This window comes from Candidatus Enterococcus myersii, assembly GCF_017316025.1.
GTDB lineage: Bacteria > Bacillota > Bacilli > Lactobacillales > Enterococcaceae > Enterococcus_C > Enterococcus_C montenegrensis.
In genome coordinates, this window is record NZ_JAFLVT010000018.1 from 206,694 (window position 1) to 227,680 (window position 20,987).

Annotated in this window: 19 protein-coding genes; 3 read left to right on the top strand and 16 right to left on the bottom strand. The window is 37.5% G+C overall.

Annotation, left to right across the window (positions count from 1 at the left end):
* Nucleotides 1-85: 85 nt before the first annotated feature.
* Nucleotides 86-898 (top strand): sugar-phosphatase, encoded by an 813-nt coding sequence (yidA, locus tag JZO76_RS12560; protein ID WP_206905089.1) that lies wholly within the window; start codon nucleotides 86-88, stop codon nucleotides 896-898.
* Between the two features lie 176 nt (nucleotides 899-1,074).
* On the opposite strand, the gene JZO76_RS12565 is transcribed toward yidA, so the two are convergent.
* On the bottom strand, nucleotides 1,075-2,790 hold the full coding sequence (locus tag JZO76_RS12565) for an ABC transporter ATP-binding protein (RefSeq protein WP_206905091.1): 1,716 nt from the start codon (nucleotides 2,788-2,790) through the stop codon (nucleotides 1,075-1,077).
* Between the two features lie 296 nt (nucleotides 2,791-3,086).
* Nucleotides 3,087-3,530, bottom strand: a complete 444-nt coding sequence (locus tag JZO76_RS12570; RefSeq protein WP_206905093.1) for an NUDIX hydrolase — start codon at nucleotides 3,528-3,530, stop codon at nucleotides 3,087-3,089.
* Nucleotides 3,531-3,662: 132 nt separating this feature from the next.
* Between JZO76_RS12570 and gloA the strand changes: the two genes are divergently transcribed.
* Both gloA and JZO76_RS12580 read left to right on the top strand, forming a co-directional pair.
* On the top strand, nucleotides 3,663-4,037 hold the full coding sequence (gloA, locus tag JZO76_RS12575; protein ID WP_206905105.1) for a lactoylglutathione lyase: 375 nt from the start codon (nucleotides 3,663-3,665) through the stop codon (nucleotides 4,035-4,037).
* A 129-nt stretch (nucleotides 4,038-4,166) separates the two neighbouring features.
* A complete protein-coding gene (locus JZO76_RS12580; RefSeq protein ID WP_206905108.1) occupies nucleotides 4,167-4,877 on the top strand; it encodes a gamma-glutamyl-gamma-aminobutyrate hydrolase family protein in 711 nt (236 codons plus the stop codon).
* A gap of 189 nt (nucleotides 4,878-5,066) precedes the next feature.
* Here JZO76_RS12580 and JZO76_RS12585 read toward each other — a convergent pair whose 3' ends face one another.
* The 14 genes from JZO76_RS12585 to JZO76_RS12650 form a co-directional block, all read right to left on the bottom strand.
* A complete protein-coding gene (locus tag JZO76_RS12585; RefSeq protein WP_206905111.1) occupies nucleotides 5,067-6,320 on the bottom strand; it encodes an ABC transporter permease in 1,254 nt (417 codons plus the stop codon).
* Nucleotides 6,313-7,212 carry an ABC transporter ATP-binding protein gene (locus tag JZO76_RS12590; protein ID WP_206905114.1) on the bottom strand — a complete coding sequence of 300 codons (900 nt, stop codon included), beginning with the start codon at nucleotides 7,210-7,212 and terminating at the stop codon, nucleotides 6,313-6,315. Before JZO76_RS12590 ends, JZO76_RS12585 begins: the two co-directional genes overlap by 8 nt.
* Before the next feature lie 51 nt (nucleotides 7,213-7,263).
* Nucleotides 7,264-7,920 (bottom strand): DUF2812 domain-containing protein, encoded by a 657-nt coding sequence (locus tag JZO76_RS12595; RefSeq protein WP_206905116.1) that lies wholly within the window; start codon nucleotides 7,918-7,920, stop codon nucleotides 7,264-7,266.
* Between the two features lie 68 nt (nucleotides 7,921-7,988).
* A complete protein-coding gene (locus JZO76_RS12600) occupies nucleotides 7,989-8,303 on the bottom strand; it encodes a PadR family transcriptional regulator (RefSeq protein WP_206905120.1) in 315 nt (104 codons plus the stop codon).
* A 117-nt stretch (nucleotides 8,304-8,420) separates the two neighbouring features.
* Nucleotides 8,421-8,861, bottom strand: coding sequence for a hypothetical protein (locus JZO76_RS12605; RefSeq protein ID WP_206905123.1), 441 nt, complete (start codon nucleotides 8,859-8,861; stop codon nucleotides 8,421-8,423).
* Nucleotides 8,862-9,117: 256 nt separating this feature from the next.
* Nucleotides 9,118-9,744: a hypothetical protein gene (locus tag JZO76_RS12610; RefSeq protein ID WP_206905126.1), complete on the bottom strand. Its 627-nt coding sequence runs from the start codon at nucleotides 9,742-9,744 to the stop codon at nucleotides 9,118-9,120.
* Between the two features lie 263 nt (nucleotides 9,745-10,007).
* Complete coding sequence (gene uvrC, locus JZO76_RS12615) at nucleotides 10,008-11,798, bottom strand: excinuclease ABC subunit UvrC (protein WP_206905348.1); 1,791 nt, start codon at nucleotides 11,796-11,798, stop codon at nucleotides 10,008-10,010.
* A gap of 255 nt (nucleotides 11,799-12,053) precedes the next feature.
* Nucleotides 12,054-14,267 (bottom strand): L,D-transpeptidase family protein, encoded by a 2,214-nt coding sequence (locus JZO76_RS12620; protein WP_206905140.1) that lies wholly within the window; start codon nucleotides 14,265-14,267, stop codon nucleotides 12,054-12,056.
* A gap of 501 nt (nucleotides 14,268-14,768) precedes the next feature.
* Nucleotides 14,769-15,692, bottom strand: a complete 924-nt coding sequence (locus JZO76_RS12625) for a D-ribose ABC transporter substrate-binding protein (RefSeq protein ID WP_206905141.1) — start codon at nucleotides 15,690-15,692, stop codon at nucleotides 14,769-14,771.
* Nucleotides 15,693-15,816: 124 nt separating this feature from the next.
* Nucleotides 15,817-16,782 (bottom strand): ABC transporter permease, encoded by a 966-nt coding sequence (locus JZO76_RS12630; RefSeq protein ID WP_206905147.1) that lies wholly within the window; start codon nucleotides 16,780-16,782, stop codon nucleotides 15,817-15,819.
* 2 nt (nucleotides 16,783-16,784) lie between these two features.
* Nucleotides 16,785-18,269: a sugar ABC transporter ATP-binding protein gene (locus JZO76_RS12635; RefSeq protein WP_206905150.1), complete on the bottom strand. Its 1,485-nt coding sequence runs from the start codon at nucleotides 18,267-18,269 to the stop codon at nucleotides 16,785-16,787.
* 12 nt (nucleotides 18,270-18,281) lie between these two features.
* A complete protein-coding gene (gene rbsD, locus JZO76_RS12640) occupies nucleotides 18,282-18,680 on the bottom strand; it encodes a D-ribose pyranase (RefSeq protein ID WP_206905159.1) in 399 nt (132 codons plus the stop codon).
* Complete coding sequence (gene rbsK, locus JZO76_RS12645; protein ID WP_206905161.1) at nucleotides 18,655-19,557, bottom strand: ribokinase; 903 nt, start codon at nucleotides 19,555-19,557, stop codon at nucleotides 18,655-18,657. Before rbsK ends, rbsD begins: the two co-directional genes overlap by 26 nt.
* A complete protein-coding gene (locus tag JZO76_RS12650) occupies nucleotides 19,554-20,573 on the bottom strand; it encodes a LacI family DNA-binding transcriptional regulator (protein WP_230709232.1) in 1,020 nt (339 codons plus the stop codon). The genes rbsK and JZO76_RS12650 overlap by 4 nt, the downstream gene beginning before the upstream one ends.
* Between the last annotated feature and the right edge of the window lie 414 nt (nucleotides 20,574-20,987).

Genomic DNA, 20,987 nt, shown 5'->3' on the forward strand with positions numbered 1-20,987 from the left:
GTAGAATAGAAAGCGGATCTTGCCACTTTTTGGCAATTTAAGCAGCTGAAAGAATACAGCTATTTGTTTAGGAGGAATTTTTTTCATGAGTATTAAACTAGTCGCTATTGATATTGACGGCACCTTGTTAAACAGCGCAGGACAATTAACAACCGGTGTGAAAGCCGCTTTACAAAGCGCAAAGAAAAAAGGGGTACGAATCGTTTTATGCACTGGCCGTCCTTTACCAGGGGTAAAAGAATACTTGAATACGTTAGATTTATTAAGTGCTGACGATTATGTCATTACTTATAATGGTTCATTGGTGCAAAATGTTGCCACCCAACATACCGTCTTTTCTGCCAGCCTAACGAAAAACGATTACTTAAAAGTAAATTATATGGCACAAAAACTCGGGCTTCATTTTCACGTATCTGGTGTGGATGCAATTTTTACAGCTAATCGTGATATTAGTCCCTACACCGTTCACGAATCAACATTGGTGCACATGCCAATTAAATACCGCACTTCCGATGAGATGGTAAAAAATGAGTACGACATGATTAAAATGATGATGATTGATGAACCAGAAATTTTAGATCACGCCATTACCCAACTTCCCCTTGATTTTAAAGAACAATACAATATTGTCAAAAGTGCCCCTTTTTACTTGGAAATCTTACACAAAGGCGCTAATAAGGGAATTGCACTTGCGAAACTGGCAGAACATTTAAACATTCAACAAGCAGAAGTTATGGCTATTGGCGACAATGAAAATGATATGGCCATGTTAGAGTATGCTGGTGTCGGTGTGGCGATGCAAAATGCCGTCGATAAAACGAAAGCCGTTGCCGATTACATCACCACGGCTTCAAACGATGAAGATGGCGTCAAAGAAGCAATCGAAAAATTCAGCTAGACAAAAAAAAAGTGCCCAAACAAGTCCTGATAACTTGTCTGGCGCTGTTTTTTTATAAAGTAAATATGAATCTCACCTAAGAAAAAAAGTGATTTGCCCGCTTTAGCACATTTAGATCTTATGGCTCATACCTGCCCGATTCCTTCAGCTTTTCTAGCTGTCTGGCTTTTCTTTATCTATTTGCGAAACTGGGCTTCATACAATGCGCGGTAAGCTCCGCCTTTAGCCATTAATTCTTCATGGCTACCTTGTTGTAAGATACCAGCTGGACTGACTACCACAATTCTAGTTGCGTGTTTTATTGACGCTAGGCGATGGGCAATGATTAAAGTTGTCCGCCCTTTTGAAAGTGAGTTTAAAGACTCTTGAATGACTTGTTCGGTTTCTGTATCTAATGCTGATGTTGCTTCATCTAAAATCAAAATGGGTGGATTTTTTAAAAACATCCGGGCAATCGCTACCCGTTGTTTTTGACCACCAGATAATTTGACGCCCCGCTCCCCAATTTGCGTCTCAATTCCTTCAGGCATCTGGGCTAAAACACTATCCAAATGGGCCAATTTCGCTGCTGTCATAATCTCCTTGTCGCTTGCGTCCAAACGCCCGTAAGCGATATTTTCTTTAATGCTGCCAGGAAATAAGAAAACATCTTGTTGCACAATGCCAATTTGACTTCGCAATGAACTCAAAGTCATATCCCGAACGTCTATCCCATCAATTTTTACCGCCCCTTCTGTTACATCGTAAAAGCGAGGTAACAAGTTACAAAGCGTCGTTTTGCCTGAACCGCTTTGGCCAACAAAAGCAACTGTTTCCCCTGGCTTAATTGTCAAATTAATGTGATCTAAAACCTTGCTTGCTTCTGCGTAAGAAAAAGAAACATCCTGGTATAAAATGTCGCCTTTTAAATCCTTAACGACCCTAGCATTTTTTGAATCCACAATGCTTGGCTTTTTATCCAATTCTTCTGTCAGGCGCTTAAACCCTGCAATTCCTTTGGGATAACTTTCAATCATCGTATTCACTTTTTCAATGGGTCTGACAAAGACATTTGCCAGTAAAATGAAACCGACAAATTGCCCATTGGTTAGCTGCCCTTGAATCACATAATAGGACCCAAAAATTAAAGTAAATAAATTAATTAAACGGATTAACAAATAATTATAGGCTGAACTAACAGCCATTACCCGATAAAATAAGATTTTTGATTGCCGATAAGCTTCACTTAAACCGCCAAAGCGTGCTGCTTCAAAATCCTCGTTGCCAAAAGATTGCGTAACGCGAATACCACTAACAGAAGCCTCCACCCCAGCGTTAAATTCACCAAGATTTTCGTAAATGCGCGTGTTGACTTTCGTCATTTTTTTATTGAAGAAAACCAAAGCGATTGTAATGAGGGGCAATAAAGCAAAAGTTGCGATTGCTAATTTTACATGGGTGTGTAGCATCAGTAAAAACGAGCCTGCCAATGTCATAATCGTAATAAAAATATCTTCTGGACCATGATGGGCCACTTCAGAGATTTCAAATAAATCTGTCGTCAGCCGACTTATCAATTTCCCTGTCTTTTGATTGTCATAATACGCGTAAGGCTGACTTTGAAGGTGGGCAAATAATTCACGCCGCATATCTGTTTCAATATTGACCCCTAACTTATGACCAAAAAAGACAACAATATACTGCAAAATCGTATTCAAAATATAAAATAAAAATAAGGTCAAACAAGCCAACAAAATAATTCGAAATTCTTTTTGCGGCATAATTTTATCGATCACTTCATTGACGGCTACCGGAAAAGCCAACTCCAGTAACCCGGCTAAAACTGCACAACTAAAGTCCAAAATAAACAGTTTTTTATACGGACGATAATAACTAAAAAAACGTTTCAACATCTTTTTCTCCTTTTATTCCTAAAAATTCTTGCAACTTAAATTGTTGCTACCCTTTTTCTTGTAACAATTCAGACGGTAAAAATTTACACTGTCAAAAGACAACTCCATCTATTATACCGAAAATTCCAATAAAAACACAATTCCCCCAGCTAAACAAACATCTATTTGAAAAACACAAGTAAAAAAAGCTTACGAAATCTGTATTTTCCTGCGAGAAAAATTATATTTTTATTACAGATAAAAAAACAGACCTCAGTCAGTCGGAAAAAACTGCTAAAGCCTGTTTCTTTTTTTAATTAATTAGATTTTTTCATCCACTTTTGGACTGCCCAGCGATGACTGCCGCGCTTTAATAAAAGCATCGCTTCATCTGCTGTTACCCAAGCCAGGTTATTGGTTTTTTCTGTCGGCTCAGCGACTTTCTCCCAACTGTCGACAACGTAAAAATAACCGGGATGATAAAAATATGTATCGCGATGACTGGAATAAAAATATTCTACCGCTTCCCCTAAATACGCTCCAACTGTCACTTCAAAGCCAAGCTCTTCTAACATTTCGCGATTTATCGCTTCCACGTGGTTTTCTGTTCCTTCAATTTCGCCGCCAGGTAAAAAATAGGCGCCATTTGGGGCTTGTACCAAAATTACTTCTTGTCCTTCATTACGACTCACTACCACATAAGCGCCATAACGCGCTTTATAAGGCTTATCTGACTCCTTTTTCCCAAACACTGGTTCCATTTTGTAACCTCCACTTTTCATTTCATTCATTTTACCCAAATGCAGATACTTTCACAAGTTAAAGCGTATTTCTTATCACAGCTAAAGGCCTATGATAAGATATCTTTATCAAGGAGAAAGGACTGATTTTTTATGAAAATGGCCCATACATGTGTACGTGTCAAAGATTTAGAGGCATCTTTAGCCTTTTATAAAGGAGCTTTTGGCTTTGTTGAAAAAAGCCGCCGCGACTTCCCCGAAAATAAATTTACCTTAGTATACTTGAGCTTACCTGGGGATGATTATGAATTAGAATTGACCTATAATTATGATCACGCTGCTTATGATTTAGGTGATGGCTATGGCCACATCGCCATTGCAGTAAGCGACTTAGAAGCATTACATGAAAAACAAAAAAATGATAATTATAATGTAACCGACTTAAAAGGATTACCTGGTACTGCACCTTCTTATTACTTTGTTGTTGACCCTGACGGTTACAAAATCGAAGTTATTCGTGAAAAATAAGGATAAATAAATAAAAAAACTGTGCTAAAAGCGCAAAGAAAATAAAAGAAAAGCTACTACTGACTTTTTTTGTGTTTTACTTTGACATTGCTTTTAGTAACAGTTTTTTTAAATAAAGGACGTGGAAAAATGAAACCTGTTATTGGCATCGCCGCAAATGAACAGACCATGATAGACACTGATAGTCACTGGATTAGCTACACGCCAAAAAACTTTGTCACTGGTGTTCAAAATGCTGGCGGCTTACCTTTATTGTTGCCCATCGGCACAATTTATGATGCAAAAAGCTACATACAAAAAATCGATAAATTACTTTTAGCCGGTGGCCAAGACGTATCCCCAGAAAGCTACGGTGCATTACCTCACCAAAAATTAGGTGCGACCAATCACAGACGCGATCTCTTTGAAATGGCGCTGGTAAAAGAAGCAGTCAAGGCCGGCAAACCTGTTATCGGCGTATGTCGTGGGATGCAGTTATTAAATGTCGCCTTTGGTGGGACCTTACTACAAGATTTAAGCTTAGCCAAAGAACCTCTCTTAAAACACGTACAGGTACCAACACCATTTGAACTTCCCACCCATCCTGTTGAAATTAATATGAACAGTCGTTTAGCTGAATTTTTACCGCAAAATTATCAAGTTAATTCCTTTCATCATCAGGTAATCGACGAATTAGCAGCAGAATTTGTCGTAACTGCAACGGCACCTGATGGAGTCATTGAAGGAATTGAAAGTGTCAAATCCCCGGTCATGGGTGTCCAGTGGCATCCAGAGTTGGCTTATTTCACCATCGAAAAAGAACGCGCATTTTTTGAGTATTTTGTTAATAAATTCGCCTAAAAAAAGGTGAATGAAATCCTTTTAAATAAAAAGCAGCTTATCTAATTTGTCCGCTAACTTAAGTGTTAACGAGCTAAATAGTAAGCTGCTTTTTAATTTGCCTCAACTTTAGAAGAAAAAGTAGGGGTGAGGCTATTTATTAATTCTCAACTCTATTCACTTATCCGGTGTGATAATTACCTAAATTTCTTACTTCTTTTCTGCTTTCATCATACTTAAAGATTGTTTCAAGGCTGCAATAACGCCGTTTTCGTTGTAAACCAAGACATTTGATTTGTACAAACCCGATGAAATCAGCATAAGAAAAACAGTAAAGACGGCTAAAATCACGACAGAAACAATCGCACTGGAAATGCTGGCTGTATCATTAGCCAGACGAACTGGCATTGCAAATGATGAAAAGAAAGGAATATAGGAACAAATTTTCAGCGCGATATTTTGTGGATCAAACATTCCGACAAATAAGGCTAAAAAGTAAGCTCCCATGGATAAATAAGTGACTGGGATAATCGCTTTTGAAGTATCTTCTGCCTTGTTGACCAAAGAACCACACAATGCCGCTAAAACGGCGTACAACAAAATCCCTAAGATTACAAAGATCGCTGAAAAAATCAAAAATGGACCAAAGAGAGATTCCAAAGATGCATCACCTAAAAATTGTCTGACGATGTCCATATCTTTGAATTTTTGATACCCAAAAATAATCATAAGCCCATAAATTAACAATTGTGTTAAAGCAACCAATAAGACCCCGGTTAATTTCCCATAAAAATGAGTTTGGGCTTTGGTACTTGATAAAATCACTTCCATAATTCGCGTTCCTTTTTCAGAAGCGATTTCTTGGGCAATAATACTAGAATACGTCACGACAAAGATAAACAAGATAATGGCCGAAACATTGGTTACAATCATCTGCAAACTGCTATGATCGTCTTCTGAGGTCATTGTACCAGACTTATCAAAGGAAACTTTTTGCGTTGTTAATTGGGCTGTTTGACTCAATGTGCCCACCTCTTGGGCTGATAGTCCCATCTTTTTGGCCCGCACATTTGACTGCATTTGTGTCAATAGCTGTTGAATCATCAGCTGTGTTGTTTGTCCTAAGGAAGATTCGGTAAAGATTTCGCCTGAAAAACTGTCTCCTTTATTTGTTAAAACCAAAAAGGCATCCAGCTTTTCTTTTGCCAAGTCTTTTTCCGCTGCTTTTTTTGACGGGATGACTTTAAAATCATAATCTTTATGATCCAATTGGGTAAAAGCTTGTCCCAAAGCGGCATCATCTGAGTAGACGCCAATGGTATTGACATCGGAACTGCCAGCTAATTGGCCGGTAAAGTAATAAAATGCGCCCATTAAAAATGGTGCCAAAATTAAAATTAAGAAACTAACTGATTTAACATTTTTCTTATAGACATCTTTAGCAATCACCCAAAACTTACTCATGATTGTCACCTGCTTTCCATTTGAAAATCTCCTCTAGGGTTGGCGGTTGTTGATTAAACATTGGAATATAGCCGTTTTGAGTCGCTCGCATAAAGATTTCTTTGCCTGCATCTGGATTGGATAATGTGATGGCTAAACTTTTGTCTTCTTGGACTACGACCTCTTTTACGCCTTCAATGGCTTGAACGTCAGCTTGTGACAAGGAGGACTCCAAAAACAGTTTACTCCGTCCAAAAGATTCTCTGATTTCCCGCACTTTTCCGTTTAAAACTGTTTCACCATTTTTCAACATAATCAAATGATCACAAATCTTCTCAACGTTATCCATATTATGACTTGAAAAGATGACACACGCACCTTTTTGGCGTAACTCGATGATGCCATTTTTTAATAACTCAGCATTCACTGGATCCAGCCCGCTGAAAGGCTCGTCCAAAATAACCAATTTTGGTTCGTGAATTAAGGTTGCAATTAACTGTACTTTTTGTTGATTTCCTTTTGACAAAGATTTGACTTTATCGGTTTTCTTTCCCTTCACTTCAAACTTTTCCATCCATTTGTCAATTTCAGGAACAATATCTTTGCGTTTTTTCCCTCTTAACTCCGCAAAGTAAATCAATTGCTCTTCAATGGTGACCTTGGGATAAAGTCCTCGTTCTTCTGGCAGATAACCAATAATGTCATAATCTTTACTACTAATTTTTTCACCATTCCATAAAATTTCACCTTCATCAGGAGTTAAAAAATCCAAAATCAAGCGAAAAGTGGTTGTTTTACCAGCCCCATTTTGCCCAATTAACCCCATAATCGTACCGTCTTGTATTTCAAAGGATAAATCTTTTACTGCGGTATAATCCCCGAAACTTTTTTTCAAATTTTTAACCGTTAGCATTTTTTCACTCCTCGTTTTTTTGGTCTAAATAAAGCCAGCTACGGGCAGAATTTATAATAATAAAGCCAGTGATCCCCCAAGAATTGCACCTAAGATCATTAGCACCACTGTATCTCGCACAATATTTTGCTTTTTGGCAAATTTTTCTGGTTTATTGTAGTATTTGGTTCTTTTTTGATAGAGCAGTTTTATCGTTCCCATACTCATCAATAAAACTACTGGAAAAGCGATCGCCACAAGCGTGACGGCAAAATATATTATCGGCCAATTATCAAAGCTGCCCCCAAAGAAAAAATTGCCTGCTAAGTAAAAAAGAACGCCCAAAAGTGTGACCCACAACGATTGCAAAAATTGCTGACGCCATTCTTGTCTGATACGAGTTTGATAACTTTTTTCATCGGTAAAAATAGCAGCAGGACAATTACTGACAAAATAACAGTAACGTTTCATAAAAGTTGTGACGTGTTGCCAACCACTATGTTCGTATAAGGCAATATATTCTGCGTAATCTTCTTTTGACCCCGTAAAATAATCCACACTATAGGTAAGGTTTTGTGGCATCCCTTTTTGAAAAACCAGTATGCCCAAGCTATTCATTTTGACAAAATGCCAGCCTTCTTCAGCTTGTTTATTCAAACGTAACATCTCTTTTTCAGGATAAAAAGCTACCCCAAGACTTACTAAATACTTTTTGTCCCCAATTCGCATTTTTTACCTCCCAACTTGTCAAACCGGTTGTAAAAATCGGCGCTATAGCACCTTTAAGCTGAATTTATTTAGCTTATTTCCCGATTTTTTGCCAATAACGCTGCCCCTGCTTCATAAAAAAGACGCCGGCGTTCAATATCTTGTTCCAAAGCTTTTCGACCTTTTGTAGTAATCTGATAAACTTTCTTACGATCAGAATTTTCTTGTAACGTGATGTAATCGGCTTTTTGTAGTTTTTTCAAATTCGTATACATGCTGGCTGGACCAATTTCCATGTAGCCATTAGTTATTTCACTGATTTCTTTCATAATGGCATAGCCATGTTGGGGTTTTAGCAATACGAGCAAAATCGCGTAAACACTATCTGACAAGGCCTCATCCATTCCTGCTCCTCCTCTATATTACAAGTTGATATATCGCTTAGTGATATAGTACGCTAGTCAAGAACCGCTGTCAATTATAAAAAAATTGTATCCCTTCTTTCATTTTTATCCTAAATCTTAACTCGTGTTTTTCTGAAGCTTGAGTAGGCCTAACTTTCTAGCTAGAATTTGTGTTGCCTTGTCATCACTTATCTTAGCGACTTCTTGTATTTGCTGACAGGCAATATATAAAAGAAGAAATTGGCGTTGATAACTGCGGTATGCATGCAATAAAAAAAGCCACTTTTCATTTTTAAAGAATAAACGTAATTTGTAAAAGTAATAAGCCAGATAATGATTCCACGTCTTTTTTTCATAAATAGCATCAACTTCTTTTTGATAAAGGGTAACATCCAGTGGTGCAATCTTCACAAATAATTTATGGCAAACTTCAATAAAATGCAGATGCCCTAAAAAAACTTTGACATCGCCTTCTTTTTTTAGAAAAGCTTTTAAGCGTCGCGCTGTTGTCGCAGGTTTAAAGTAACCCAATTGGTTAGGACTCACGATTAGATACATTTTTTTACCTCCTTTATTTAACAACGAAAAAAAAACGGTACATGTCAAAAAAACAGTACACGCTAAAAAAAATCACCGTTTTAAAAGCTTTTATGAAAATTGCGGCAAAATTAACGTAAGTACTTTTTTGTCTTTAAGCTGAATTATGCTTGTGAAAATTTATCCGTCCTTTTGAGTTAAATAATTAAAAAAATTCGGCATAAAAGTCACCCCACGACTCTTACCCCGAATTTTTTTTATTTTTGTTTTATCTCTATCAAATTGCTTCTTCAACTAATTGTTGCCGTTTTTTGTGATTTCCTTTTTTATGGGCATCCCATTTTTCAACTTTTAAAGGTTGATTAAATTCTGCCAATTCTTGCTGTAATTGACGCAATTGATTCATCTTGCTAATTACTTGTTCAATTTGCTCTGGTAGACCATGGCTCCGTGTGGCAAAAGCTGTTAATTTTTCATCAACAAAATCAACAAACTCGTTTTGATCTGTTTGCTGATTAGCAACTTGTTGTGCAATTTGGATCTGCCAATCACTTAGCTGGCTTAATTCATTTTTCACTAATTCTTCAACACGCTTTACTTCATGCAACATTAATTCAGTATGCTCCTGCAGCTCAAGTTTAAAATGATCGTATAACTCACCACGCGCCTCTTTTTCCCCTGCAAGTAAGCGGCGACTGTCATCAATCGTTTCAATACTCAGCTGATTCATCGAATGATAATGTTGTGCCAATTGTTTTTCTTGTTTATCGGCAAATTCTTCTTGTTCACGTTGCAATTTCGTAATGCGTTTTCTTTGCCCCAGTGTAATCCACAAAACCATAACTAAAACGATAATCCCCAAGCTGGCTATAAATAAAACCACTGTTTGTCCCTCAATTCCCATAATAACCTCCAATATTATTCAAAATATTCACAAAATATAAAATATTATAACTAATGTATTTTAATTTTACCAGTTAATTGTGCATTTTCTCACGAAGTTATTGAAAAAAAAGTTACTTTTTCAGATTAACCAGCTAAATATAGCCGCTTTTTGTGTGTGACAGTAAAATGCTACTGCATCTCTAGGCAACAAAAAAGTCACCCCTACAAGCAAAGCATTAAAAATTTGCTTACTTGCAGGGAGTGATCTCCACTTTTACTTGATTATTCTTTTGGCTTTGTCTCAGCAGCCAAAGCACTTTGAATGGTTTTGGCTACAGCTTCGGGAATACCAATTGCGCGAATTTCGTCGATAGAAGCATTTTGAATATTTTTTAGAGATTTGAACTCTTTTAACAATGCTTTTTTGCGCTTTGGTCCCAAGCCAGCAATATCATCTAACTTAGAAGCAAAACTCGTTTTACTTCTAAGTTGGCGGTGAAAAGTAATGGCAAAGCGATGAACTTCGTCTTGTATGCGTTGGAGCAAGAAAAACTCAGGTGAATTGCGAGCTAACGGTACCACTTCTAAGTCCTGACCAAAGAGCATCTCGCTGGTTTTATGTTTGTCATTTTTGGCAAGACCGGCAATCGGAATATCTAAACCTAATTGATTATCCAAAACTTCCCGGGCAGCATCCACTTGCCCTTTACCACCATCAATAATGATTAAATCAGGAAAAGGCAAATTCTCTTTTAAGACACGCGCATAACGGCGATAAATGACTTCCCGCATGGAAGCATAATCATCTGGACCGGTTACAGTTTTAATCTTGTATTTACGGTATTCATTTTTGGCTGGTTTACCGTCAATGAAAACCACCATGGCAGACACTGCGTTAGTCCCCATAATATTGGAGTTATCAAAAGCTTCAATCCGCACTGGCGTTGGAATTTGCATCGCATTGCCTAAACTTTCGATTGCACCGATTGTCCGCTCTTCTTTACGCTCAATTAAATCAAATTTTTCTTTTAAAGCAACTCCAGCATTTTTATTTGCCAATGCTACTAGTTTCTTTTTCTCTCCCCGTTTAGGTTGTAAAACTTTCGTCTGTAACAATGCTTCAACCGATGCTAAATCTATATCATCAGGGATTAAAACTTCTTTTGGAATAAAGTGTTCATTTTCTTGATAGAATTGCCCGACATACGTTAAAAAGTCGTCTTGTGCATCATTATAGAAAGGAAAAATTGAAACATCTCGTTCAATTAGTTTTCCCTGACGGACAAAAAAGACCTGAACACACATCCAGCCTTTATCAATTGCATAACCAAAAACATCACGATCCATAAAATCAGTTTGTGTCATTTTTTGTTTCGTCATCACGGTATCAATGGCTTTAATTTGATCTCGTAATTCTGCGGCCTTTTCAAATTCTAAATTTGCTGCGGCCTCTTCCATTTCCGTTGCGATATTAGCGCGAATTTCTGTATGACCTCCACTTAAAAAGCGTTTAATTTCGGCTACCATTTCTTCATAAACTTTTGTTGGTACATCAAAAACGCAAGGAGCTAAGCATTGTCCCATGTGATAATACAGACACACTTCTTTTGGTAAAACTTTACATTTACGCAATGGAAAAAGTCGGTCTAAAAGTTTTTTGGTTTCATTTGCCGCACCAACATCAGGATACGGGCCAAAATACAAAGCTTTATCCTTTAAGACTTTCCGGGTAATGAGTAACCGCGGGTAAGCTTCATTGGTAATTTTGATAAAGGGATACGTTTTATCATCTTTTAGCATGATATTATATTTGGGATCATTTTTTTTAATTAAATTAATCTCCAACAACAATGCTTCAATATTGGATTCGGTGACGATATATTCAAAATCTTCAATTTCAGATACAAGCCGTTCTGTCTTTGTATCATGACTGCCGGTAAAATAAGAGCGGACACGATTTTTTAAAATTTTGGCTTTTCCGACATAAATAATCGTACCATTTTTATCTTTCATCAGATAACAGCCAGGCTGATCGGGTAAGAGTGCTAATTTATTTTTAATCCGTTCATTCACGCGTAATTTCACCCACTTCATTTTTATCAACTTTCTTAAAATACCTACCAATTATAACATGGGCGTCAACGAAAATAAAAATTGGCGCATCTGCCACAGCCCAATAAAAACACCACAATCCTTTTTTTAAATTCTAGTAAAGCTAACTTTATTTTTAGAACCATGCTAAACAAGAATTGCTCATATAAATTGTTCACCTGCAAAAAATAAAAAAGATTTAGGAAAAGACACGATGCCTCTGCCTAAATCTTTTTTCTAATAATAAATTTTAACCGGTGTATTTCCCGGAATATTGTAATAAAACCACTTGGCATCTGCCACAGACATCCGAATACAGCCATGGGAAGCTCTGCGCCCCAATTTCATCCCTTCAATATGATTAAAGGCACTCGTAGTACCAGGATAGGCAATCGGAACCGTATGGAACAAGTAGACGCCGTGTTGATGGTAAGAGCGGTAAAAGGCACCACCCGACCCTGCATACCAAAAAGATGAGCCCCGTTCGGCTTGAATTTTAAAATTACCATATGGTGTACTTAAATTATTCGGCCATAACCCTAAGCCTGTTGAACAAAGCATGGTATAGATCGTCTTAGAACCCGAACGAATATATACGCGCTGTTTTTTTACCGAAACTTGAATATTTAAGTTTTTGACCTTTAAAGAAGGATACTTGCCGCCGGTGGTATACATGTAATAGCGATTATGAACATTGGTCGTCTCACTTGCTTTTAGCCACCCCAAAGCCCCCCCAGGAAGTGTCACACAATAATATGTCCCGCCACTTGTTTTCGCTTCTTTTATCGCCTGCACCATATAGCCTTTATACGTTTTCTTTGCTGATTTTTTACTGCTATTAGGATCAGCTTGACTATAAAAATTCCCCGAATTAGCGTTCATGCGCACGTAGCGGTTAATATTTTTAGTACTATAAATCGTATGGGGATTACCGGTAAAGCCCGCATTTAAATAACCAATCCACGTGTTCCCATTGTAAATAGAGTAATACCAGGCCCCATTAAAATGACGATACTTACATTTTACAGTATAAACTTTACCGTAATATTTAGCGGCACTGTCTTTTTTCTGCCAATTAAAGTTACGCCAAAAAGTTGCAGTTTTGGAAGTAATTTTTACTTTACGATTTTCTTTTTGGGCAATTCCCCCTGCATTATTGGCTTGTTTTGCCGCATTGGCATTCAAATAGCCCGCCCATTTATCCTTATTGTCACTTAAGCTGTAATATGTTGCCCCATTGTAATGACGATACATTCCTTTGGCAAGATACGTTTTTGTTAGCATAGCAGCTGTAGTACTTCTTTTTTTCCAGCCAAAACTACTCCACGTCGTGTAATTTTTATTGGTGATCGTCACATAGCGATTCAAGCTTTGGTACACACCTTGACTACCAGCTGCTAATTTAATATCTTTTGCTTCTATATACCCTACCCAGCTATCTTTGTTGTTCTTATTTTCATAAACTGTATAGTAGGTTTTGCCATTAAAATGCTGATAATAACCTTTAATTTTGACCGTTTTACCATAATAGGAGGTTGTATTGCCGCGAACACTATTAAAGTAAAAATTATTCCAGCGTATTTTACCTTTTTGCATAAAGGTGCCATAACTGCTTTTGGCATAATATTTTCCTCCAGGGCTAGTATTTAGATCTACCCCACTGCCTTTTGCAACAAAGCCTAAAAATTGATTTTGATTGTTGTATAAAGCGTAGTACTCTTTTTTGTTAACGGTGTAAATCTCGCGATATTGTAATGTTTTACCGTTAAAATTTTGATTTTTAGCTGCGGTGAAGACGTCTGGTTGAACGCTTAAATTTTTAGTAGTTACAGCAACATAGCCTGTTTTTGTCACATAGCTACCATTGTGCAGCGACAACGTAGTTTCAGGCACCCAACCAAGTTCAGAATTATTCCCATCTGCTTGGACAATTTGGATCATTTCCCGATTTTCACTGGTTTTTGCGCGATTTGTTACTCGGTATACATTCCCCTGATAAGCAGCCAAGCTTTCCTTTTTTACAAACTGATTTTGAGAATCTAATTGATAGAAAAATTCATCTCCTGCTTTAATTTTGGCATATGTTTTTAAACTTTCTTTCTTGCCTACCAAAGTTTCAAGCACGTCAGCCTGTTTGATTTGAAGCGTATCTGCTGTCGTGGTAGTTTCTGTTGTATTTTCAAAAGTTTCGGTGGTTTGGCTCTGTGTTGCTTGTGTTGTTGAAGTTTGCGTTGTTTGTGTTGCGCTGGAAGTTGTCGCATTCGTCGCTGTTGTTGATTGACTTAACTCACTTTCCCCATTAGCAGAACTCGTATCTGCTTGTGTTTGTGTAGCAGCTGAACTTGACTCACTCGTTTGCGGTGTAGCTGTCTGCCCCCAAGCATTCAGCGGCAATGAAGTCGTTAAAATGCTTGCAACCAACAATACTTTAACCCATTTGTTTTTTTTCATTGTCTACTCCTTTATATTTAATTTTCCTTTTATCTTTACAAATCAATTATAACCGCCAGTTAAGGAAAACAGAAGTGAGAACCTGTCAGAAAAATAAATTTCCACTATTTTTTTAGCCAAAAGCAGATGCCATAAAGCTACTAAATTTTTCTTTTTACAAATAAAGAACGTTTTCTAACTAACCATATCTGACCATAAATCAGATGATTCTAAAAATATGAGAAAGCATTTTTCAATCCTTCAATTTATGACTGTAAGACCTTTTGTTACATACGTAAAACTGCTGTAAGTAGCCACTAATGCTTTTTGTACTTGCTTTACTTTTGTTAATAGACTTCTAAGAGACAGTCTTTTAGCTCCAACTGTTGCACACTTTGCAGGGATTTTTATTGTTTTGATGCGACTATGATCTACACAAAGAGGAGGTGTGACAAAAATCTTGTCACACCCCCCTTTTTTGTAAATGATGTTTTAGCGTAGCCTCATTTAGAATTTATCTCTTTATTTGGTTACCAAATCAAGTGGTGAGTCGATTTTTTCATCCACTTTTTTACCAGCAAAGTGATCATATGCAGCTTGCAAGGCTAATTTTCCCATCTCTTCTGGTTTTTGAGCAATTGTGGCACTCATTTTACCATCTTTAATCGCTTTTAAGCCGTCTACTGTTCCATCAAAGCCAACAATGATAAAGTCTTTTCCCTTACTACTTGCTGCTTCTGAAGCACCTAATGCCATTTCGTCATTTTGTGCAAAGACACCTTGCAAGTCAGAGTGGGCTTGTAAAATGTTTTCCATCACTGTCAATCCTTTAGCACGGTCAAAGTTAGCAGATTGTTTGTCAGCTACATTTAATTTTCCTTTAGCGTAATCATCAAAACCTTTACCCCGTTCCCGTGTGGCAGAAGCCCCTGGTACGCCTTCTAGTTCTGCTACTTTTGCATTTTCACCTAATTTTTCAATGATAAATTGGGCTGCCATTTTACCGCCTTCTTCGTTATTTGAAGCAACAGTCGTTAATAATTTACCTCCATCACTGCTACGGTCAATCGCAATTACAGGAATGTTGGCACTATTAGCAGATTCCACAGCTGGCACAATTGCTGAAGAGTCGACCGGATTAACTAAAATAACATCAACTTTTTGTTGAATTAAATCATCAATGTCGTTACTTTGTTTTGCTGTATCATCTTGGGCATCGACTACTTTAATTGTGGTTTTATTTTCATCAGCCAGTTTTTGAACTCCGTCACGTAATGAAACAAAGAAGGGATTATTTAACGTGGAAACAGAAACTCCGACAGTTAACTCAGCCGGTTTTTTGTCATCTGTTTTACCTTCAGAACTACTTGAGCCGCCCTCTAGACCAGTTGCGCCACATCCTGCTAACATTAGTACACTTGCTGCGAATACGAAAAATTTTTTCATTATTTCTTCCTCCTCATATGAGTGAATTTCTTTTAAAGGATTAAGCTTTTTGCTCACTCCTAAAAACCATTTTTTCCATTGTGTGTTGCTTTTTTAAGGGCTTACATTTTTTAGTTATCTGGGTTTATTTCTTTTTACGATCAAGTAAAACCGCAATCACAATTACGATCCCTTTGACAATCTGTTGATAAAAACTAGAAACACCTAATAGGTTCAACCCGTTGTTCAAAGTACCGATAATCAAAGCCCCGACTAAAGTACCAAAAATACGTCCTTTCCCCCCTGAAAGACTAGTTCCGCCTAAAACTACAGACGCAATTGCATCCATTTCATATGACTGACCAGCTGTCGGTTGGGCAGAATTTAAACGTGAGGTGATAATCATCCCACTAATTGAAGCCATTAAACCGGATAGCGAATAAATCAAAATTTTGATTTTATCGATTTTGACCCCCGCAACAAAAGCCGCTTTTTCATTGCCACCGATAGCATAAGTCTTACGACCAAAAGCCGTTTTGTGCAAAAGAACAAAAAGAACAATAAACATAATAAACAGTAAAACTACTGGAAAAGGAATGCCAAATAAATAGCCCCGACCTAAAAAGCTAAAGAAAAAGCTATCCCCTAAACCGGTAATAGGATTCCCTTTTGTATAAACAAGTGTTGCACCGCGATAAATCGTCATTGTTGCCAAAGTAGCAATAAAAGGTGCCATACTTCCCTTTGAAATTAATAACCCATTAATAGCTCCTAAAATCGCTCCGGTTAAAAGCCCAAGTAAAACGGCTAAAGGTGCACTCATACCATTGGCGATAAAACCGGCTGTTAATGCACTGGATAAAGCGAGTGTTGAGCCCACTGACAAATCAATTCCACCAGTCAAAATGACAAATGTCATTCCAAAAGCAATAAAACCATTGGCAGCAACCTGCCGTAATAAGTTCAACAGATTGTTGGGATTTAAGAATTCACGATTCATAACAGAAACGACAATGACCAAGACAATAAGCGCAAGTAATGGTCCTAATTTTGCAATAATACCTGCTGCATCAAAATTACTTTTTTTAGCGACGTTCTTTTTATTCTCCATTTTTATTTTCCTCCTGTTGCATAAGTCATAATTTTTTCCTGGTCAAAATCTACTTTTTGCAATTCACCATTAATCCTGCCCTCGTGAACGACCAAGATTCTGTCGCTTATTCCCATTACTTCTGGCAAGTCACTGGAAACGACGATAATTGCTACCCCGCGATCTGCTAATTCATTGATCAATTGGTAAATTTCACGTTTAGCACCCACGTCTACTCCACGGGTCGGTTCATCTAAAATCAATACTTTTGGTCCAGCACCGATCCATTTGGCTAAAACAACTTTTTGTTGATTTCCCCCAGACAGATCACCAACGATATCATCCTCAGATTGCACCTTAATTAGAAGTCGTTTAATTAATAGTTCGGCAAATTCTGCTTCTGTTTTTTTATCTATCAAGCCATTTTTTACAAAGCCGTCAATGGAAGGCAGACTAATATTATCTAACACAGAGAAGTCCAAGACTAAGCCTTCTGATTTTCTATCTTCTGTTAAAAAGCCAATACCATTTTGAATAGATTTAGCCGGGGACTCGATTTTTTTTGACTCACCTTCAATCGTGATAGTTCCTTCTTCCAAAGGATCTAAACCGAAAATTCCCCGCATAATTTCTGTACGACCAGCCCCCATTAAACCTGAGAAACCTACAATTTCACCACTTCTAACGTTAAAGGAAACATCTTTGAAAACCCCATTTGCACCGGTTAAGTGCGCTGCTGTAAAGACGACTTCTCCGATGATAGCCGTTTTTTGAGGATAATAATCTGAAATTTCGCGTCCCACCATTTTGCGAACTACTTCATTGACGTCTGTCTCACTGGTTTTTGTCGTATCAATGGAAAGACCATCTCGCATCACGGTGATTTCATCACTGATTTGGAAAATCTCTTCCATTCGGTGGGAAATATAAACGATTGCGACATCTTGTGCTTTTAATTGGTAAATAATTTTGAATAAGGCTTTGATTTCCGTATCAGAAAGGGCGGCGGTAGGTTCATCCATAATCAAAATTTTTGCATCGGTCATTAAAGATTTGGTGATTTCAATCATTTGCTGTTGCCCGACTGATAGCTCATCTAATTCTTTATCTAAATCAAGTGAAATTCCTAGCTGAGCAAAATGGTGCAAGGCGATTTCTCGCATTTTCTTTGTATCCAATAAACCAAAAGGGGTCTTTAGTTCGTTGTTCAAAAATAGGTTTTCCAATACGGTCATTTGTGGCCAAGAATTCATTTCTTGATGAATAAAACTAATCCCAAACTCTTCGGCTTCTTTAGGACTCGAAAATGTCTTTTCTTGTCCATCAATTAAAATCGTTCCAGAATCTTTTTTATGCAAACCGGTCAAGATATTCATTAGCGTTGATTTTCCTGCACCATTTTCACCCATCAAGGCGTGAATTTCACCGCTTTTTATTTCAATACTGACATCCCGTAAAACCTGATTTGTGCCAAAAGACTTTGAAATGTTTTTCATTTCAACGTACATGTTATTCCCTCCTTAAAAGATGACAGCAGACTGTAAAATAATGTTGGAATAAGGCGTTACTTCACCAGTACGAATAACGGCTTTACTATTTTGCGTTTGCTTTTTAAATTCTGTGTGAGAAACATAGACAATTTTCACCCCTTTAGGTAGCGCTTTCAAAACTGCTTGTAATTGTTGGGCATTTTGCGTTTTAATTTCCTCTGCTAAAACGACCTTTTCAATTGCCATATCTGAAAGCACCGCCAACAATACATCGTTAAAACTCGGTAGCCCAAACTTTAAAGCTAAGTCAATTTTTGCTACACCATGGGGTACCGGCAGTCCGGCATCCCCAATAGTAATTTGATCTGTGTGACCTAAATCAGCTAAAACTTTTGTAATCTCGCTATTTAAAATGCCATGTTTTTTCATATTGAGGTTGCTCCTTCATCTTTTCTAGTGTCGGCATACCACCCTGGGCACCAAAGCCTTGGACAGAAATTGCAGCAGCCAAATTGGCAAAACGCAAAGCTTCTGACATCTTCAAGCCATATAGTAATGCAGTGGCCATCGCAGCGTTAAACGTATCTCCTGCCCCTGTTGTATCAACTGGTTGCACTTCAAAAGCCGGTACAATTTCTTCTTTTTTACCATCGTGATAAATTGCCCCCATCGCCCCGAGGGTAATCACTAACTTATTGGGATATTTTGCTAATACCTGTGAGCGACTTTGATCAGGAAAAATAATTGCCGATTCGTGCTCATTAGGAGTTAAATAAGTTATCTTTTCAAGATAGTCTTTTGCAAGGGGGCGGGCTGGTGCAGGATTTAACAAAGTTTTAATGCCATGTTCCCAACAAAAATCAATAATTGCTTCATTTGTTGCTTGGGGAATTTCATTTTGTAAGATAACTAAGTCACTATTTAACAACTGCGATGCGAATTTCTCAATATTACTAGGCTTTACCTCGTTGTTAGCAGCAGGAATGACAATAATGCTATTATCATGATCGTATAATACGATATGGGCAGAACCGCTTTCAGCATGTGTAACCCGTTCCACACAACTTACATCAACCCCATTTTCTACTAAATTATTTAAAATTGCTGTACCAAAATCATCACTGCCAACTGCACCGACCATCGCCACTTCCACACCCAAACGACTGGCAGCTACTGCTTGATTGGCACCTTTACCGCCAAATGCAGTCGCAAATTTTTCACCAAAAACAGTCTCGCCTTGATCAGGCTTAATGTTTGTAGTAACCACAAAATCTGTCGACATACTTCCTACAACCGTAATTTTCATTGTGCTTCCTTCTTTCGTAAAGTATCCCGTTTGACTAAACGAGTTGGTAAGACTAATTTTTTTTGCATCACTTTTTGTCCGTTCATTAACTGATACAACATCTCAGCACCTTTATATCCCATTTCATAAGCCGGCTGATGAATCGTCGTTAGCGGCGGTACCACCAAATTACTAATTGGAATATCATCGTAGCCGATTACTTGTAGGGCATCGGGCACTTTGATATTCCGGCGGTAAGCCTCTTGAATAAGCGCAATCGCATGAATATCGCTAGGAGCAATCACAGTATCAACTTGAGGAAATTGTTCAAACACCGCTTGTGCTGTAATAATTGCATCTTCCAATAAAAAAGAAGCAGAGTTCACGATATAATAATTACTCTTTTGTTGATTTAAAACACTCAAAACTCCTTGTAGTCGTTCTTGGGAGCGATCAATTTCTTTAGGACCAGAGATGACGATAATTTCTTTTGTCTTTCTTTTTAAAACCGTTGTAGCTGCTAAAGCACCGCCAGCCACGTCATCGGCGTGAATGGAATACTCTGAATCCTTGCCTACACGGTCTAAAAACACTAGGGGATGAACACTGTCATAAAAAGCATAGTCGTTATCTACAGCAGATAATACACCAGCCACGTTATTTTGATTAAAGGCGTGTAAATAATCATTAGCGCGTTCAGGATTTTCTTGGACATTGCCTAAAATAACTTGATAACCTTTTGCCTGCAAAAAATCTTCGACACCTTTTGCCAATAATGGGAAAAAAGGATTAGAAATATCCGGTAATAATAATCCCACCAATTTTGATTTTTTTTGATAGAGAGAGCGTGCCACTTCATTGGGACGAAAATCCAAATCTTTTATGGCATTATCAATTTTTTTACGAGACTCTTCACTAACATAACCACTCCCGTTGATTGCTCTTGAAACTGTTGCGACGGATAATCCTGCTAATTTTGCGACATCACGAATCGTTGCCATTTGTTCACCATCTTCCTTATGTAACCGTTTACACACATAATATAAACGATTTGTATTAAAAATGCAACCAGTTAATCTAATTTTTTTATGGATAAATGAAAAATAGTTAATTGACACCATTATCTGCCAGAAAAAGAACTTCATTACACTTTAAATTTTACGGCCAGCTATCTGATTGGTACAAATTTATTTTTCTACTTCCCGACCAACTAAAAAAGGCTTCGCAAACTCGCTCAGCTTTTGAGCAATAAGACTAAAATTTTGTTCTGTCGCTCCTCAGACTTAACAAAATTTTCGCTTATTGCCGATAAAGCTAGTTTGTGAATCCGGACATCGCTAGCGCTTTTAATTTAACGTTTTTAGATGTGAAAATTTTATACTCCCTTAAGAATTAAAAAAAGATTGGGATAAACGCCAAGCTGGCTTTTGTCCCAATCTTAAATAATAAAA